Origin of the sequence: Lysobacter soli, from assembly GCF_009755585.1 — a bacterium.
Classification (GTDB): Bacteria; Pseudomonadota; Gammaproteobacteria; order Xanthomonadales; family Xanthomonadaceae; genus Lysobacter_J; species Lysobacter_J soli.
Genome location: NZ_CP046603.1, coordinates 2,920,088 through 2,938,224, shown reverse-complemented (window position 1 = coordinate 2,938,224; position 18,137 = coordinate 2,920,088). Strand labels below are relative to the sequence as shown.

The 18,137-nt window shown below is 67.4% G+C and carries 12 protein-coding genes; 7 read left to right on the top strand and 5 right to left on the bottom strand.

Annotated elements, in window-relative coordinates:
* The first annotated feature begins 207 nt into the window (after positions 1-207).
* The 3 genes from GOY17_RS13360 to GOY17_RS13350 are packed head-to-tail and all read left to right on the top strand — an operon-like array spanning position 208 to position 4,006.
* Entirely contained in the window at positions 208-2,019 is a 1,812-nt protein-coding gene (locus tag GOY17_RS13360) for a sensor histidine kinase (RefSeq protein ID WP_157030768.1), read from the top strand.
* Positions 2,016-2,471: a response regulator gene (locus GOY17_RS13355; RefSeq protein WP_157030767.1), complete on the top strand. Its 456-nt coding sequence runs from the start codon at positions 2,016-2,018 to the stop codon at positions 2,469-2,471. The genes GOY17_RS13360 and GOY17_RS13355 overlap by 4 nt, the downstream gene beginning before the upstream one ends.
* Before the next feature lie 2 nt (positions 2,472-2,473).
* A complete protein-coding gene (locus tag GOY17_RS13350; protein WP_232338432.1) occupies positions 2,474-4,006 on the top strand; it encodes a response regulator in 1,533 nt (510 codons plus the stop codon).
* 1,338 nt (positions 4,007-5,344) lie between these two features.
* Here the strand turns inward: GOY17_RS13350 and GOY17_RS13340 are convergent.
* Together GOY17_RS13340 and GOY17_RS13335 are read right to left on the bottom strand one after the other, a co-directional pair.
* On the bottom strand, positions 5,345-7,462 hold the full coding sequence (locus GOY17_RS13340; RefSeq protein ID WP_157030765.1) for an amylo-alpha-1,6-glucosidase: 2,118 nt from the start codon (positions 7,460-7,462) through the stop codon (positions 5,345-5,347).
* Between the two features lie 79 nt (positions 7,463-7,541).
* Positions 7,542-8,528 (bottom strand): glycosyltransferase family 4 protein, encoded by a 987-nt coding sequence (locus GOY17_RS13335; protein WP_232338431.1) that lies wholly within the window; start codon positions 8,526-8,528, stop codon positions 7,542-7,544.
* Positions 8,529-8,798: 270 nt separating this feature from the next.
* Between GOY17_RS13335 and GOY17_RS13330 the strand changes: the two genes are divergently transcribed.
* From GOY17_RS13330 to GOY17_RS13315, 4 genes are all read left to right on the top strand, one after another.
* Positions 8,799-9,680 carry an alpha/beta hydrolase family protein gene (locus GOY17_RS13330; protein ID WP_157030763.1) on the top strand — a complete coding sequence of 294 codons (882 nt, stop codon included), beginning with the start codon at positions 8,799-8,801 and terminating at the stop codon, positions 9,678-9,680.
* A gap of 360 nt (positions 9,681-10,040) precedes the next feature.
* Positions 10,041-12,158 (top strand): ESPR-type extended signal peptide-containing protein, encoded by a 2,118-nt coding sequence (locus GOY17_RS13325; RefSeq protein ID WP_157030762.1) that lies wholly within the window; start codon positions 10,041-10,043, stop codon positions 12,156-12,158.
* A 200-nt stretch (positions 12,159-12,358) separates the two neighbouring features.
* A complete protein-coding gene (locus GOY17_RS13320; protein WP_157030761.1) occupies positions 12,359-12,778 on the top strand; it encodes a VOC family protein in 420 nt (139 codons plus the stop codon).
* A gap of 60 nt (positions 12,779-12,838) precedes the next feature.
* Positions 12,839-14,092, top strand: a complete 1,254-nt coding sequence (locus GOY17_RS13315) for a multidrug effflux MFS transporter (RefSeq protein WP_157030760.1) — start codon at positions 12,839-12,841, stop codon at positions 14,090-14,092.
* Here the strand turns inward: GOY17_RS13315 and GOY17_RS13310 are convergent, their stop codons facing one another.
* The 3 genes from GOY17_RS13310 to GOY17_RS13300 form a co-directional block, all read right to left on the bottom strand.
* Entirely contained in the window at positions 14,093-15,376 is a 1,284-nt protein-coding gene (locus GOY17_RS13310) for an amino acid permease (protein WP_157030759.1), read from the bottom strand.
* A gap of 165 nt (positions 15,377-15,541) precedes the next feature.
* Positions 15,542-16,630, bottom strand: a complete 1,089-nt coding sequence (locus GOY17_RS13305) for an aromatic ring-hydroxylating oxygenase subunit alpha (protein ID WP_157030758.1) — start codon at positions 16,628-16,630, stop codon at positions 15,542-15,544.
* A 55-nt stretch (positions 16,631-16,685) separates the two neighbouring features.
* Positions 16,686-18,137 (bottom strand): amidohydrolase family protein, encoded by a 1,452-nt coding sequence (locus tag GOY17_RS13300; protein ID WP_157030757.1) that lies wholly within the window; start codon positions 18,135-18,137, stop codon positions 16,686-16,688.

The following is an 18,137-nucleotide window of genomic DNA, read 5'->3' as shown; positions in this document are numbered from 1 at the left end:
ACGGCAAGTGAAGCCCGGCCCTTGCGCCGCCGCGGCGCGACGCTCCGACCCGATACGGCAAAGCGCCGCACGCGGCCTTCACCTGACGCACGCGCCGCCATCGGCTAGCATCGGCGCGCTTCACGGCGCGTGTTCAGGCGCGCATGCAGTGAAGCTGCGCGTCTCGAATCAGTTTGCCGGCGGGCCATTCGCCGGTACCGGGGAAAGATGGAACCAGTCACGACTCGCATCCCGTGGGGACGATGGAGGCTGCCGCTTCTGGCGGCCGGCATCGTCCTGATCATGGTCGCGCCCTTCCTGCTGCTGCAGCGCCTGTCCGAGCAGAACCTCGCGGCGGCGGACGCGGTGTCGCACACGCACGAGGTGGAGGCATCCGTGGCCTCGCTCGCGCTGAGCGTGCGCGACGCCGAATCGGCCGCCATGTCGATCGCGCTGGGCCACGACCGGCCGCTGACGCGCCAGCGCTATGCCGAAAGCAAGGCCGCCATCGGTCCGAACCTCGACAGGCTGACCGTGCTCACCGCCGACAACCCCGCGCAGCAGGTGCTGATCGGCCGCCTGCGCGAGCTGGTCGAGAACCGCATGGACGTCATGGACGAGCTCCTGCGCGATACGGCGAGCGGCGGTGCGGCCCACAGCGCGCAGATCCTCGCGCCGCTGGCCGATCGTTTCGCGATCCGCCCGGCGCTGGAGGAAATGCGCAGGAACGAACGCGACCTGCTGGCGCGCCGGAACTTCGACGCCGATCAGCAGCGCCGCCACGCCACATGGCTCGGCTGGGCCGCGATGACCGCGCAGCTGGTCCTGATGGGCATCGTGATGCTCCTGCTGGGGCGGCAGATCTCCAGCCGGATCAACGCCGAGAAACGCTCCACGCAGGCCAGCGCCCGCGCGATGGCGGTGCTGCAGACGGTGCGCGAGCCGATCGTGCTGTTCGACGACGACCAGCGCATCGTGATGCACAACGCCGCGTTCGCCGAGATGTACGGCATCGAGGGCGATGGCGTGTCGCTGTCGTTGTCCGACATCGGCCACGGTGCATGGGACGATCCGGTCCTGCGCCAGCGCCTGCGCGACGTGCTCCAGCGCGGCCGCGAGCTGTGGGACTTCGAACAGGACCAGAAGCAGCCGGACGGTCCGTCGCGCACGGTGCTGCTCAACGCGCGCCGCATGCCGCTGCCCGATGTCGACGACCACGTCGTGCTGATGACGATCTCCGACGTCTCCGCGCAGAAAGCCACCAACCAGAAGATCGCCGAACTCAACCGACAGCTGGAAGGCAAGGTCGAGCAGGTATCGGAAGTGAACCGCGAGCTGGAGGCTTTCAGCTATTCGGTCTCGCACGACCTCCGCGCGCCGCTGCGCCACGTCGCCGGTTTTTCCGACAAGCTCGCGCGCCATTTGTCCGAAAGCGCCGACGAGAAGACGCACCACTACCTGGACGTCATCGGCAGTTCGGCGCGACGCATGTCGCAGCTGATCGACGACCTGCTGGTGTATTCGCGCCTGGGTCGCAGCGCACTGCGCCTGCAGGCGGTGGACATGCAGTCGGTCGTGGCCGAAACGCGCGCGATGCTCGATGCCGGCGCCGAAGCGCGGGCGCCGCGCGTGGAATGGCGCATCGCGCCGCTGCCGATCCTGGTCGCCGACGAAAACATGATGCGCCAGCTGTGGACCAACCTGCTGGGCAACGCGGTGAAGTATTCCTCGCGCCGGGACGTCGCGACGATCGAGGTCGCCCATCGCATGCTCGACGACGGCTCGCACGAATTCAGCGTGCGCGACAACGGCGCCGGTTTCGACATGGCGTACGCGAGCAAGCTGTTCGGCGTGTTCCAGCGGATGCACAAGGCCACCGAATTCCCCGGCACCGGCATCGGACTGGCCAGCGTGCGCCGCGTGCTCGCGCGCCACGGCGGCCGCATCTGGGCCGAATCCGCGCCCGATGCCGGCACCACCTTCCATTTCACCCTTCCCGCGGCGCTGGATGCGCCCACTTACGAGCGAACCGCCGCATGACCGACTACCGCACCATCCTCCTCGCCGAAGACAGCCAGGCCGACGCCGAAATGGCGATCGACGCCCTGCGTGAGGCCAACCTCATCAATCCCATCGTGCACGTCGAGGACGGCGTCGAGGCGCTGGATTACCTCCTGCGTCGCGGCAAATTCGCCGATCGGGCCGAGGGCATGCCGGCCGTGCTGCTGCTCGACATCAAGATGCCGCGCATGGACGGCCTGGAAGTCCTGCAGGCCATCCGCGAGCACGATCACCTGCGTTGCCTGCCGGTGGTCATCCTGTCGTCCTCGCGCGAGGAAAGCGACCTGGCCCGCAGCTGGGACATGGGCGTGAACGCCTACGTGGTCAAGCCGGTCGATGTCGATCAGTTCTTCCAGGCGGTGAAGACGCTCGGCACGTTCTGGGCCGTCATCAACCAGGCGCCCGAGCGCGCTGGACAACAGCCGGTCTGAGCATGCAGTCCAACGGGACGCCATCGACGCTGGGTCCGCTGAGCGTCCTCATGGTCGAGGACTGCAGCGAGGACGCAGAACTGCTCAGCGAGCAGTTGCTGGAGTCCGGGCTGCAGGCGCGGTTCCATCGCGTCGACAGCGAGCCCGCGCTGCGCGAGGCGCTCGCCCGCGAGCGCTTCGACGTGGTGCTGTCTGACCTGTCGCTGCCGGGTTTCTCCGGCATGGAAGCGCTGCGCATCCTGCGCGAGCGCGATGCCGAGCTGCCCTTCATCTTCGTCTCCGGCACCATCGGCGAGGAAACGGCGGTCGACGCGCTGCATCGCGGCGCGAACGACTACGTGCTCAAGCAGAATCCCGCGCGTCTGCCCAACGCGGTGGCGCGCGCGGTGCGCGAAGCGCGCAACGCACGCGAGCGCGAGCTTGCCGGAAAGGAGCTGATGCGTTCGCAGCGCCTGGATTGCCTCGCGATGCTGGCCGCCGGCCTGAGCCACGACCTGCGGAACGTGCTGCAACCGCTGCTGATCGTGCCGGATCTGCTGAACTCCTACAGCGACGATCCGAACATCCATCGGCTGTCGTCGCTGATCGCCGAAAGCGGGCGGCGCGGCCACGAGATGGCCGAATCCATGCTCGCTTTCGTGCGTGGCTCGCATCGCGCGAGCGAGGACGTCGCCGTCGCGCAGCTCTTCCAGGCGGTGCAGTTGCTGCTGCAGGGCACGCTGCCGCGCGACATCCAGCTGGTGTGCGAGCCGCTGGAGGAAGACCTCGTCATCCGCTGCAACTACATCGAATTCCAGCAGTGCCTGGTGAACCTCGCGCTCAACGGCGTGCAGGCGATGAGGGAACGAGGCGGCGAACTTCGGCTGTCCGCGCGACGCGTCACGCGCGAGGGCGGCGATCACTTGTGCATCCGCATTTCCGACCGCGGCTGCGGCATGGATGCGAACACACGAGCGCGGCTGTTCACGCCGTTCTTCACCACCAAGCCCGACGGCACGGGGCTCGGGCTGATGTCGTGCAAGCGTTTCGTCGATTCGCTGCAGGGCCGCATCGTGGTGGAAAGCGAAGTCGGGCAGGGCACGACGTTCGAACTGCACCTGCCGCTGCGCGCGCCCGGTGCCGATGGCGATGCCGCCGGCGAGCGTTTCGCCGTGGGCAATGGCCAGCGCATCCTGCTGGTCGATGGCGATGGCACGCGCCTGTCGCTGCTGGCGAACGCGCTCGACAGCCAGGGCTACGAGCCGCAGATCGCGGTCGATGGCGCTGCGGCGCTGCGTCTGCTCGCTCGCGAAGGCCTGCCATCGGTGGCCATCATCGACAGCGACATCCTGATGCTCTCCGCCGTCAGCCTGTTGCTGGCGCTGCGCGATGCGGGCTTCGATGGCCCGGTGATCACGCTGGGCGACCCGGCCGATCCGCTCCGCCACGACGCGCTGCCGTCCGATGCGGTCGCCGCCGTATTGCAGAAGCCGCTGCAGATGAGTGCGGTGTTCCGCGCGGTGGAAGTCGCGCTGCGGGCGCGGGAGGCGGCTTAGGCTGCTGTGGTTCTGGAGGAGGTCGGGAGGTCGGGACGTCGGCCCGAATATTCGCGAGGTCCATGCCGCGAAAGACGGTCGGGCACTCCAACCACGTTGAATCACACCAGCGTCATCCCGGCTAAAGCCGGGACCCAGGCCCGTAGCGTGCAGGCATTCCGACGCTGGTGAACCACACTCGTCATCCCAGCGAAAGCTGGGATTCCATCTCGATCTTGCAATTTGCTCTTGCTCTTGCCCTTGCTCGTCATTCCCGCGAAGGCGGGAATCCATGGACTTTCCATGCTTTCCCCGAAGCCCGTGAGAGCGAAGAAGAATCACTAGCCAAGCTTCCGATCGCCTGCGGCGCTCGGGTTACTTTTCTTTGCTTGCCCAAAGAAAAGTAACCAAAAGAAAGGGCAGTTCCCCGACAATCAATCCCACGACCGGAAAGCGAGTAGGCGCGTTCGCGATTCGCCATCCATGGCTCAGCGCTCAGCGCCGCACATCCTGTGCGGCGCCCTACGGGGCTAGCAACGAATAGGCTGTTCGACAGCAACAGCAACAGCAACAGCAACAGCAACAGCAACAGCAACAGCAACAGCAACAGCAACGGCAACAGCGGAATGGATCCCAGCTTCGCTGTAATGACGGCGCGCCTTAGCCCCTCTCCCACCGGGAGAGGGGTTGGGGTGAGGGGCGGGGCGAGCGATTACGTTGGCGCTCGCAATGCTCGTCGCCAAACGCGGCAGCAAAAGCAAATCGATTCCAGCTTCGGCTGAAATGACGGCGCGCTTTAGCCCCTCTCCCGCCGGGAGTGGGTTGGGGTGAGGGTCGGGGCGGGCGAGTACGTTGGCGCTCGCAATGCTCGTCGCCATAACGCGGCGGCAGAAGCAAATGGATCCCAGCGTTCCCTGGAATGACGTGGGAATGGGTCAACGTGGAAGGAGTGCCCAAGCACTCCTGGCCTGGATCCCGGCTTTCGCCGGGATGACGATATTTTTGACCCGCCATCGCCCTTTCCGCTTGCCGCTGCCGCTGCCGTTGTATGCGCTTTTGATCTCCCAGCGACTTAAAGCGAGCCGAGCACCGGAGGCAATCAGGGGCGAAGAGTCGCCCACTGTCTGAGCGGAGCGAAGCGCAGCGAGTTTGGGCGACGTCCCCTGATTGCCAAGGAGCGCAGGGCACCGTCGCGTAGCGGCGGATCGCGTCAGGAGCGGATGGTTTTGGTTACTTTTGCCGAAACAAAAGTAACCCGCTCGTTTACGAGCGGAAGCTTTTGATCCTGCATTTGCTCGGCGTAAGCGAGCGGCAACCCACCAGGCACGATACGTGGCAGGGCCGCGTCAGCAACCTACCTCACCCCCGCACCCTCGCCACCACCCCCGCCGCATCCGGCCCCTCCACAAACACCGCCACGCGATCGGCCACGCGCTTGAGCACCAGGTGCGCGCGTCGCTCGCCGAGGGTCAGATTCCGGATCGATAGCTCCTCGACACCTGCGGGCAGGCGCGGATGATCCAGCACGATTTCCGCGGAAGGTCCATCGATCTCGATGCCCAGGCACGCCTGCAGCGACATGAACGCCGATCCCGCTGCCCACGCCTGCGGCAAGCAGGCGACCGGATACGCCACCGGCGCGCCGCCGGGCACGCGCGGGAAGCCGCAGAACAGCTCGGGCAGCCGCATGTCGAATCCGACCGCCGCCTCGAACGCCGCACGCAGCAATCGCACCGACGCCTCGCGCTGGCCATAGCGCGCCAGGCCCGCCGCACACAGTGCGCTGTCGTGCGGCCACACCGAGCCGTTGTGGTACGACATCGGGTTGTAGCGCGCCTCGCCGACGGCGAGCGTGCGGATGCCCCAGCCGCTGAAGAAGTCCTGCGACATCAGCTGCGCCGAGACCGCCTGCGCACGTGCGTGCTTCGGCAGGCCCATGTAGAGCAGGTGGCCGGGATTGCTCGCGCGCACCGCGCACAACGCGTTCTCGCCATCGACCGCGATGCCGTAGAAACCCGATTCCATCCAGAAGTGCTGCTCGACCGCTTCGGCGATGCGTTCCGAACGCCACAGCCATTGCTTCGACGAGTCGTCCTCGCCCAGTGCCAGTGCCAGTCGCGACATGCCGCGCATCGCGGCGAAGACGTAACCCTGCACTTCGACGAGTGCGATGGGGCCTTGCGGCGAACGTCCGTCGGCATGGAACACCGAGTCGAAACTGTCCTTCCACCCCTGGTTGGCCAACCCCGTCGCTTCGCCACGCGCGTAATCGAGGAACCCCAGCGGATTCGCGTCGCACACGCGTTCGATCCAGGCTGCCGCGGCCTTCAGCTCGTTCCAGATGCTGCGGATGAAGATGACGTCGCCGGTGCGGCGCGCGTATTCCGACGCGAGCACGAGGAACAGCGGCGTCGTATCCACGCCGCCGTAGTACAGGCCGAACGGGAGTTCGCGAAGACGCGCCATCTCGCCCTTGCGCGTCTCGTGCATGATCTTGCCCGGCGAGGCATCCATGAACGACGACTCTTCCTTCGCCTGGTTCTTCGCGAGGAAGGCGAGCACGCCGCGCGCGAGCTGCGGATCCAGCCACAGCGTCTGCAGCGCGGTGATCACCGCATCGCGACCGAAGGGCGTGGAGAACCACGGAATGCCCGCGTACGGATACGGGCCGGTGTCGAGTTCGCTCGTCAGAAGCGCAAGATCGGCCCGCGAACGTTCCATCCATGAATTGAACAGCGGCGCCTCGCTGCGCACGCGCGACAGCCGCCGCTGCCTGCGACGCATGCGCGTGCGCGCGACGCTCGCCGCGGCGCGATAGCGCGAACGCGTGGCCGGCGGCGGGTCGTCGTCGGCGCTCACTTCCAGGTACAACTCGTCGCGCCCACGCGGCGGCAACGTGATGTCGAACGCGAGTCGCCCGTCGTCGAGGCGTTGCGGTGCGCGCGAGAACACGATCGACGCGCGGCAGGGCGCACCGTCGAGTCCAACGTAGCCGAAGGTCAGGCCATCCTCGCGCGGATGCGGCGGCAGCTGCTGTCCGCGCGCCGCGCGATGCGTGCCGCGCACTTCGAACATGTCGCGGAAATCGGCATCGCAATCGAAGGCGAGGTGCAGGCGCACCCCGTCGGTGCCGTAGTTCGTCAGCGCCACGCGCTCGAACAACCGGTCCGCGCAGAGGAATCGCGTGCGCTTGATGTGCACCAGGCCATGCGGCGTCGCGTCGCCGCCGAGCGGCGGAAGCGCGCGATTGGTCAGGTGCGCGACGAAGAACACGTTGTCGCGCGAGACCATCGAACTGAGCAGCGCCGGCGCCGTGTCGCCGAGCGTGAGGCGGAAACGCGAGAGCACGCGCGTGTCGTTGTGGAACTGGCCATCGCCTTCGCCGACGACGTCGCCCGAACCGTTCGCGATGAGGAACGTGTCGCCGTCCTTCAGGACGTAACTTGAGAACAAGGTCGCGGCAGCGGCGGGATCCATGGTCAGCCCGTCGATGAAGTGGGGTGGAGCGGTGCGCCCTCCGTGGCGCGCGGCGTCGCTGGCGTGCGGCTGCCGTCGATCATGCGGTGAGGCGGATGCGCGTGCCGCCCTGTTCGAGCACGCGCCAGTACAGCTCGACGTAGCGGCGAGCCATCGCGGCGGACGAGAAGCGTTGTTCGAATCGCGCGCGGATACGGCCGCGATCGTAGCGTGCGACGGCCTGCACGGCGTCCACCGCCTGGTCCATGCCGTCGACGATGACGCCGGTTACGCCGTGGTCGAGCACTTCCGGCACCGAGCCGCAGTTCCACGCGATGACCGGTGTGCCGCAGGCCATCGCCTCGATCATCACCAGGCCAAACGGTTCGGGCCAGTCGATCGGGAACAGCAGCGCGACCGCGCCGCCAAGGAAATCGCTCTTCTGCTCGTCGCTGATCTCGCCGATGTATTCCACGCCCGGCGTCGACAGCAGCGGTTCGATCTCGTCGTGGAAGTACGCGCGATCCACCGTGTCGACCTTCGCCGCGATGCGCAGCGGCAGGCCGGCGCGGCGTGCGATCTCGATGGCGCGATCGACGCGTTTTTCCGGCGAGATGCGGCCGAGGAAGGCCAGGTACCCACCGCGCGGCGTCGGGCTGAACTCGTACTGCTCCGGCGGCATGCCGTGGTACACCGTGCCCGCCCAGTTCGCCGACGGGATCGGCCGGCGCTGATGGTCGGAGATCGACGCCAGCGGGAACTGCGGCCAGCACGCATACGCTTCCGGAAGATCCTTCAGGTCCAGCCGACCGTGCAGCGTGGTCAGCGTGCGCCACGGCATGTCCTGGAAGAACGGGAAATGCAGCAGGTCGATGTGGAAATGCAGGATGTCGAATTCATCGGCGCGCTGTCGCACTTCGTCGAGCATCGCCAGGTGCGCGGCGAGGTCGCTCTTCAGCGGCGCTGGGTCGAGCCGGATGGCCTGGTCGCGCATCGGCGCGAGCGTCGCCCGCGTGTTCGCGTCACCGGCCGCGAACAGAGTGACGTCATGTCCGGCCTGGACCAGTGCATCCGAGAGGTGTGCCACGACCCGTTCGGTTCCCCCGTACAGCTTCGGCGGGACCGCTTCGTACAAGGGTGAAATCTGCGCGATCTTCATGGGTTCGGTTTCTGAGGGACGCCGTCGCCGCTCGGGGAAGGCGCATGAATGGGCGCGTCCCCGGCCTGCTCGTGCTGGCTAGGCATCGACCTTATGACGGCGTTCTTCAAGGCCGCGTGATGCAAAGTCGCGATGCCATGGAGGCGCGCCGGCGGCTCGCCGACGAGGGGATCACGAGCCCGGCGCGACGATCCGGCCATGAATGAGGCGGACATCGACAGCGAGCGGACGTGCGCCGAAGCGGCCTCGGCACAGGCCGCTTCGCCGGTGGAAGTACGCGTGGAATCGCGGCGCATCCGCGTCGACGACGACCACTTCTGCGCGACGCTGGCAGTGCCGCAACCCGCGCTACCGGCCGTCATCTTCGTACACGGCTGGAACGGGACGCAGGAGTTCGACCTGGGGCACGTGCGCGACGCGGTCGCGGTCGGTTGCGTGGTGCTGGCCGTCGACCTGCGCGGACACGATCGCGACGACCCGCGCCACGAACGCGTGACGCGCGAGGACAACCTGCGTGACCTGCTCGCCGCCTACGACTGCATTGTTGCGCGTGACGATGTCGATGAGCGCGCGATCGCGGTCGTCGGTTTCAGTTACGGCGCTTACCTCGCGACGTTGCTGACCGCGCAGCGCCGCGTGCAATGGCTCGCGCTGCGCGCGCCCGCGCTGTATCCCGACGAGGGCTGGAACGTGCCCAAGCACGAACTGGAAGCGCGCGTCGCGCTGGACGAGTACCGCCGGCAGATACAGCCGCCCGACGGCAACCGCGCGTTGACGGCGCTGACGCAGTTCCGCGGCGACGTGCTGCTGGTGTCCTCGCAGCACGATCAGGTGTTGCCGCAGCCGGTCGCCGAAAGCTTCCGTGGCGCACTGGTGCGTGCGTCGTCCATCACGACGCGAACGATCGCAGGTGCGGATCACGAGTTGTCGCATCCCGATGCGAAGCGTGCGTGGGCCGACCTGCTGCAGGACTGGCTCACGGCGATGATCGGCGGCGCGAGGCGGCAGGCCGTCGTTGCAGCGCTGGAGAAACGTCACGAGACGGTGGACGGGGCAGGGGATCCGCACGAGCTCGCGTGACGTGAGGCGTTGGCCCTGAATTCCTGGCCGCGCCGGCGAGGTCGCGCGGGTCGTGCATGACTCGTCTGCACGCGCGTCGCATGGCCCTTTTTGATGGCCGGCGCAATACCCGAGGCGTCCGCGCACAACTTTTCCTTGCGCATCTCAGGCCGACCAACACCGAAGGCGCGGCCATTCGGCGCGATGTTGGGTAGGAATATTCCGAAAGCTCCTTTCGGAAGCCCTTGTAGCGCGTCTCGCGAAGGCGAAATGCACAGTCTGTAGAAAACTCTGATGTAAGCAAAAGTCTCAGATCACGAACATCACCGCCGTTGCGAAGCACACCGCATCCAACGTCCTCCAACTCTCAAAGGTGATGTCATGAACAAGATCTTCCGCATCGTTTTCAACGCCGCCACAGGCCGTTATGTCGTGGCTTCCGAAATGGCCAAGGGCCGCACGAAGGCGTCCGCTGCCGGCGCCGTGCTGACCGCTGTCGTCGCGCTTGCCGCCGTCGGCAATGCCCAGGCAAAGGTCGTGATCAACGCGGGCACGAACGAATCGGCCATCGGCTGCACGTACCTGCAGGACGAGAACTCGCCGACCCTGCACACGTCCTCCGCGAGCGGGACCTGCCTCGTCGCGGCCGGCACGGGCGAAAGCGGGCAGGGCGATCCGGGCAAGCGCGCCGTCTTCTACGCCAGCGACACGGTCAACGGCAACGAAGACTCGCTGAACCTCGGCGGCTACCTGGATGCCTGGAAGCTCGCCAGCTTCCACGGCGGCCTCGAGATGAACTCGACGAAGATCACCGGCCTGGCCGCGGGGAACGTCGCCAGCGGCAGCGCGGATGCCATCAACGGCGACCAGCTGTTCGACAGCAACACCGCTATCGCGGCCGCCTTCGGTTCCCCGCTGGATGCGTCGGGCAACGTGACCGCGCCGAGCTACGCGCTCGCCAACGCCAACACGATCGGCGGCTCCTCGGGCGCGGCGACGGACGTCGGCACTGCGTTCGGCAAGGTCGACGCCGCGCTCGGCGCGCTCGATACCCGCGTGACCAGCAACGCCAATGACATCTCGTCGCTGCAGACCACGGTGAACAACATCAGCAGCGGCACGGTCGGCCTGGTGCAGCAGTCGGCCGCCGGCCAGAAGCTCACCGTCGGCAAGGACACCGATGGCGCCGCCGTCGACTTCACCGGCACTGCCGGCACCCGCAAGCTGCAGGGCGTGTCCGAAGGCGAGGTCTCGGCGACCAGCAAGGAAGCCATCAACGGCTCGCAGCTGTACACCACCAACCAGAATGTCGCGCAGAACACGTCGGACATCGACGCGCTGAAGGGCCGTGCCGACGCGACCGACGCCGCCGTCGCCCAGAACACCACCGACATCGCGAAGAATACGACGGACATCGCCAAGAACGCCGGCGACATCGCCAAGAACACGACGGACATCGCGAAGAACACCAGCGACATCGCGAAGAACACGACGGATATCGCGAAGAACACCAGCGACATCGCCGACCTGCAGACGCGCGCCGACGCGACCGAGGCTTCGGTTGCGCAGAACACGTCGGACATCGCGAAGAACACCTCCGACATTGCCAAGAACACCAGCGACATCGCGGCGCTCGACGACCGCACCACGAAGAACGAGGGCGACATCAGCAACCTCGACAACCGCGTGACGAACGTGGAAGGCGACGTGTCCAACCTGAGCCAGCAGATCAGCAACGGCGAAGTCGGCCTGGTGAAGCAGGACGCGACGAGCAAGGTGATCACGGTCGCCGCCGACAAGGACGGCACCGAGGTGAACATCGCCGGCACGCAGGGCGAGCGCAAGCTCGGCGGCGTCGCCGACGGCGAAGTCTCGGCGACCAGCAAGCAGGCCGTGAACGGTTCGCAGCTCAACGCCACCAACGAGCGCGTGGCCGCCAACGAGTCGGCCATCGCGGGCGTCGATGCACGCACCACGAAGAACGAAGGCGACATCGCCAACCTCGACCAGCGCCAGACGAAGACCGAGGGCGACGTCGCCACGCTCGACCAGCGTCAGACGAAGACCGAAGGCGACGTGACGAACCTGCGTTCGGACGTCACCACCATCGACGGTCGCGTGACGAACGTGGAAAGCAATGTCGCCACGCTCAACCAGCGCATGGTCCAGGGCAACACGGAAGTGCTGGAGCAGTCCCGTTCGTACACCGACTCGCGCTTCGACGCGCTGCACGGCGAGATGGACGACCGCTTCAACGTGCAGGACCAGCGCATCGACAGCATGGGCGCGATGAACAGCGCGATGTCGATGATGTCGGCCTCGCTCGCCGGCCTGCACACGCAGGATCGTGCGGCGGTGGGCACCGGCGTGGTCAACGGCGAAGTGGCGCTGTCGGTCGGCTACCAGCACGCGATCAGCGATTCGGCCAACTTCACCCTGGGCGGCGCGTTCACCCAGGACGATCAGTCGGTCGGTGCCGCGGTGGGCTTCGGCTGGTAATTGGCGGTCCGCAAGCACGCCAGGCGGGCGGCCATCGCGGTCGCCCGCCGGATATCGCCAGCTAGGCCCGCCTTTTCGGAGGCGGGCCTTCGCCGTTCTCCGGCCGACGAAGTATTCGTGCGGTTGACGACCGTGCATGACGACGCATTCGGCAAGACGGGCCGGCTGTATCCTGTGCGCCCGTGCGCAGGATGCCGCCGATGCCGTCACCGCCGTTCCAGTTGCAGCAGATCGACCACGTGGTGCTGCGGGTTCGCGATGTCGCCGGGATGGTGGCGTTCTACTGCGACGTGCTGGGTTGCACCGTCGAACGCCGGCAGGCCGCCATCGGCCTGATCCAGCTTCGCGCCGGCGCCAGCCTGATCGACCTGGTCGACGTGGACGGCACGCTGGGCCGCAAGGGCGGCGCGGCGCCGGGCCAGGAAGGCCACAACATGGACCACCTCTGCCTGCGCGTCGAACCGTTCGACGTGGACGCGATCGTCGCCCACCTCACAGCGCACGAAGTCCGCGTCGCGGAGTTCGGTTCGCGTTACGGCGCGGAGGGCGAGGGCCCATCGCAATACCTGTACGACCCCGAAGGCAACCTCGTCGAGCTGAAAGGCCCGCCGGACGCCTGACCGTCACACACGCGGGCGCGATCGCGTCCGTGTTCGCAAGAATCGAATTCGACCGAGCCGATGCCCACGCAACCCGCCACGCTGTCCATTCCCGTCCGCCGCCTCGCCCTGCTGCTGGGCGGACTGGCGATGTTCGGACCGTTCTCGATCGACACGATCTTCCCTGCGTTCCCGGCCATCGGCGCGCAGTTCGGTGCCGACAAGCTCGCGATGCAGCAGACGATCAGCGTGTACCTGGTCGCCTACGCGCTGATGAGCATCGTGCACGGGCCGCTGTCGGATGCGATCGGGCGCCGGCGCGTGATCCTCGGCGGATTGATCGTGTTCGCCATCGCCTCGGTCGGCTGCGCGCTGTCGAAGGACCTGACGACGCTGCTCGCCTTCCGCGCGTTGCAGGGTCTCTCGTCCGGCGTGGGCCTGATCGTCGGCCGCGCGGTGATTCGCGACGTGCTGCACGGCGACGACGCGCAGCGGCTGATGAGCCAGGTGTCGATGATCTTCGGCGTCGCGCCCGCGCTGGCACCGGTGATCGGCGGCTGGATCCTCGGCGTCGCGCATTGGCCGGCGATCTTCTGGTTCCTGGTCGCGTTCTCGATCGTGCTGATCGTCGCGACGTGGCGTGCGCTGCCCGAAACGCATCCGCCGCAGGCGCGCCTGCCACTGGCGCCGAAACGTTTGTTGCGCGATTACGTGGCCATCATCGTCAATCCGCGTTTCCAGCGATTGTCCGCCGCGGCGGCGTTCAACTTCGCCGCGCTGTGGGTGTACATCGCGTCGGCGCCGGCGTTCGTGCTCGACATCCTCAAGCTCAGCGAGCGCGAGTTCGGCTGGTTCTTCGTGCCGATGATCAGCGGCATGATCCTGGGCGCGTTCGTGTCCGGGCGCAGCGCGGGTAAGGTGAGCGGCGCGAAGCTGGTGTCGATCGGGTTCGCGTGCTCGGCCGTCGCCATGGCGATCAACCTCGGCTACAACCTGCTCACCGACGTGCCCAAGGTGCCGTGGGCGGTGCTGCCGATGATGCTCAACGCGTTCGGCATCGCGCTGGTGTTCCCGATCGTGACGCTTGCGATCCTCGACATGTACCCGCGCCAGCGCGGCTCGGCGTCGTCGCTGCAGGCGTTTACTGGCCTGGTGCTCAACGCGGTGATCGCCGGCGTGCTTTCGCCGCTGATCAGCGACCACGCGCTGTGGCTGATCGCCACCGCCATCGCGTTCCTGACGATCGCGTTCGGCTTCTGGCGCTGGGAAGCGCGCGTGTCGCGGATGCGTTCGGGCAACGGGGCGACGCAGACCGTCCCCGGCGAAACGCTGTAATCAGCCGCTGACCGCGACGCGGCGCCGGCGCATCCACGCATAGAGCGGGAAACCGGCGAGGATGAGCACCGCGCCCCACACGAGCGCTTCAGTGCCGATGCCGAACATCGCGTACAGGCTGTAGCCCAGCGCCAGCGCGGCGAGCGTGCGGCTCACCGCGCCCGTGCCACGCACGAGCCATGCGGCGCTGCTCACGACGTACGGCAGCAGCGTGGCGGCGGTCGAGAGCAGGATCGAGAACGTGAACACCTGCACCAGCGAGCGGCTGTAGTTCGCTGCGACGAGCGCGCTGGCGAGCACGCTGCTCACGATCACGCCGACCACGGGCGTGCCGCCCTTGTCGAGCTTCGTGAACGAGGCCGGGAAGAGGCCGTCGCGCGCGGCGGCGAGCGGCAGCTGCGCCGACAGCAGGATCCAGCCGTTGAGCGCCCCGAAGCAGGAGATCGCCATGACGACGGCGAGCGTCACGCCCGCGGCCGGTCCCCAGAGCGAACGTGCGGCATCGGCCATCGGCGCCTGCGACTGCGCGAGCACTTCGCGCGGCAGCAGCCCGAGCACCGCCGTACAGGCGAGGATCGTCGCTACGCCCGCGAGGAGCGCACCCAGCACGGTCGCGCGCGGCACGGTCGCCTGTGCGTTCTCGGTCGAGCCTGCAGGCACCGTCGCCGCTTCCAGCCCGAGCATCGCCCACAGCGTCAATGCGACGGTGGCGTTGGCGACGTGCGGCAGGCTGTCGGTGGTCGGGTTGAACGGCGTGTAGTGCTTCGCATCGACGAACCACATCGCGACCAGGCCGAACAGCAGCAGTGGCAGCAGCTTCAGCACGGTGGTGATCAGCTGCAGGCCGCCGGCTTCGCGCAGGCCGATGAGGTTCACGCCACTGCACAGCCACAACGCGCCGAGCGCGCAGAGCGCCGCGCGCAGCGGCGTGGCGGTGAGCGCGGGGAAGATCGCGCCGATGCTCCCGGCAAAGGCGACCGCGATGGCGGCCGTGGCGCACCAGATCGAGATCCAGTAGCTCCACGCGATGACGAAGCCCGGCAGTTCGCCGAACGCGTTGCGCGCGAACACGTACGGTCCGCCGGTCTGCGGCCAGCGCATCGCCAGTCGCGCGAAGGTGATCGCCAGCAGCATCGCGCCGGCGAGCGTGATGCCCCAGCCGAGCAGGCTCGCCGCGCCGAACGGCGCCAGCGCGGCCGGGAGCAGGAACGCACCGGAGCCGATCATGCTGCCGACCACGAGCGCGGTGGCGGACCAGAAGCCGAGAGGGCGGGTTTGGGTCATGGGTGGTGTGCTGGTCGAGGTCGGGGACGCCGAAGGGCAGGGCGGCGCGTCGCTTTTGAGTCGTCATCCCCGCGAAGGCGGGGATCCATCTGTCCGATGTGGCTCTGCTTTCAGGAAACTTGACGCGCTGAAGTGTGGATTCCCGCCTTCGCGGGAATGACGGCATTACCCCCCATCCGCCCGATACACCGAACGCAGCAGCTCATGGAAGTGATGCACCGCGTTCTCGCGCAACGGATTCAACCGCCCGGGTTCGTACGACCCCGACGACAGCCCACGCTGCACGTCCTCGCAGATCGTCAGGTCTTCCAGCTGCACTTCGTCGCTGAAATCGCGGTCCGCCTCGCGGCGCTGGTGCGCTTCGTCGCTGTCGTCCATCGCGTAGTAGAAGTCGAACTCGACGCGGCATCGGTCTGCGCCCTTCGGCACCACGCGATTGGTCTGCAGGCGGCCGGGCAGGATGTTGAGCATCGTGTTCGGCCACAGCCAGTAATACAGCGCGTCGCCGTCGCCATAGAGCCCGTCGCCGCTTTCCAGCGGGCTGAACTGGTACGAATACCACTGCGCGGTTTCCGTGATGTAGCTGCGGTAATCGAGCAGCTTGTTCAATCCGGGATGGATGTGCGGGACGTGGTAGCCCTCGAGGTAGTTGTCGACGTAGACCTTCCAGTTGCACGCGACGTCGTAGCCGACGCGGCGGTGGTGGCCGTAATGTTCGAGATGGCGGTTCGCGCCGAGTCGTTCGTCGATGCCCTCGACGAACGCGTCGAAGGCCGGCGCGCGTGCTTCATCGACCGCCGCGAATACCATCCCCTGCCACACGCGCACGGCCAGCTGCGGCAGATGGATGTCGCCGGGCACGAAGTCCGGCGCGGAGCCCATTTCCGGCGCGGAACGCAGCACGCCGTCCAGCGTGTACGTCCAGCCGTGGTAGCGGCAGCGGAGCGACTTGGCGGCCAGGCCGTCGCAGCTGGCGATCGGCCCGGCGCGATGGCGGCAGACGTTGTGGAAGACGCGGATCTCGCCGTCCGCGCCGCGCACCGCGATCACCGGCAGCCCGGCGAAATCGCCGACGACGTGGTCGCCGGCGTCCTTCAGCTGGCACACGTGCGCGAGCAGCTGCCAGCCTGCGTCGAAGATGGCGCGGCGATCCAGCGCCGGCATCGCCGCCTCCACGTAGTAGCGCGCGGGCAGGGCGGTGGCGTGTTCGAGCGGCTGCGGTGCGAGGTCGGAGAGGCGGTCGGCGCGGTTCATGCGCGCAGGGTACGACCGCCCCTGCCATTGGGGAAGCGCCGGCGTGCGGCGGCCATCAGGGCTCCGTCGACGCCGCCGCGGCCTGCTGCGCCGCAACGCGGCGTTCGACGTCGGCCAGCATCGCGTCGAGGTCGGCGCGGTCATGCACCTGGCCGCGCTGCACCACGGTGTGGATCCGGCGCGTGGCGTCGATGTCGCGCAGCGGGTCGGCGTCGAGCAGCACGACGTCGGCGACCTTGCCCGGCTGCAACGTGCCGTATTCATCGGCGTGGCCGAGGAAGCGCGCGCCGTTGATCGTCGCCGCCTGCAGCGCCTGCGTCGGCGTCAGGCCGTAATGCACGAGCCAGCCCAGTTCCTGGTGCAGGCCGATGCCGGGGTAGTTGTAGGAGTTGAGGAAGCCCGCATCGGTGCCGGCGAGGATCGTCATGCCGGCCTTCTGCATCATCGGCAGCACGCCCGCACTGGTCTCGAAACGTTCGTGGCGACGCGCGACGGCCTGCGCGTCGTCCTTCGCCGCGCGTTCGACGCGCCAGGTGTAGGTGGCCTGCAGGCCGGGGCCGATGTACTTCAGGTACGGGTCGCGCTTGTGGTCGTCCTGGTCGAGGTAGGTCACCACGCGGCTGCCGTTGATCGTCGGCGTGATCGCGGTCCCGTGCGCGGCGAGGTTGCGGTAGGCCGCCATCGCACGCGCGGGATCGAAGGTGGCGTTCCATTGCGTCCATGCATCGCGGCTGTTGATCTCGCCCGTCGCGATCTTCTCGCCGAGCGATTTCTCCAGCGGGGAGCCGGCCTTGTAGGCGTAGTCGAAGTGTTCGATCGAATCCAGTCCCGCCGCGCTCACTTCTTCCAGCGTGAGCGAATACGGCACGTGCGCGGAAGTTCGCAGGCCGCGACGGTCGGCTTCCTTCACGGCTGCGAGGAAGAGTTCCGGCGACAGCGTGTTGTCGGTGATCTTGACGAAGTCGACCTTCCAGCCTTGCAACTGATCGAGTGCGGCGTTGAGCTCAGCCGTATTGCCGATCTCGATGTCGCCAGGCCAGATCGACTTGTAGCCTTCGATCTTCGGGCCGGAGGTGAAGATGCGCGGGCCGGCGAGCTCGCCCTTGCTCACCTGGTCGCGCCACTGCAGCACGCTCGGGCTCAGATCGCCCGCGCAGTCGCGCACCGCGGTGATGCCGTGCGCGAGGTAGAGCGGAAGCAGGTTGCGGTTCTCCTCGATCAACTTGTCGCCGCCGCCGAAATGCACGTGCATGTCCCACAGGCCCGGGATGGCGAACTTGCCCTGCGCATCGACGACCTGCGGCGCCTCGTATCGCTTCGCCTGCTTCGCATCGGCGATGGCGAGGATATGCCCGTCGCGCACGGCGATCGTGCGATGCGGCTGGAGTTTTCCAGAGACGACGTCGACGACGGTGGCGTCGCGGATGAGCAGGTCGACGCGTTCGGTGGCGTTCGTGGCGAACGGCAGCGTGGCGGCGACGGCGAGGAAAACCAGGTGCTTGTTCAT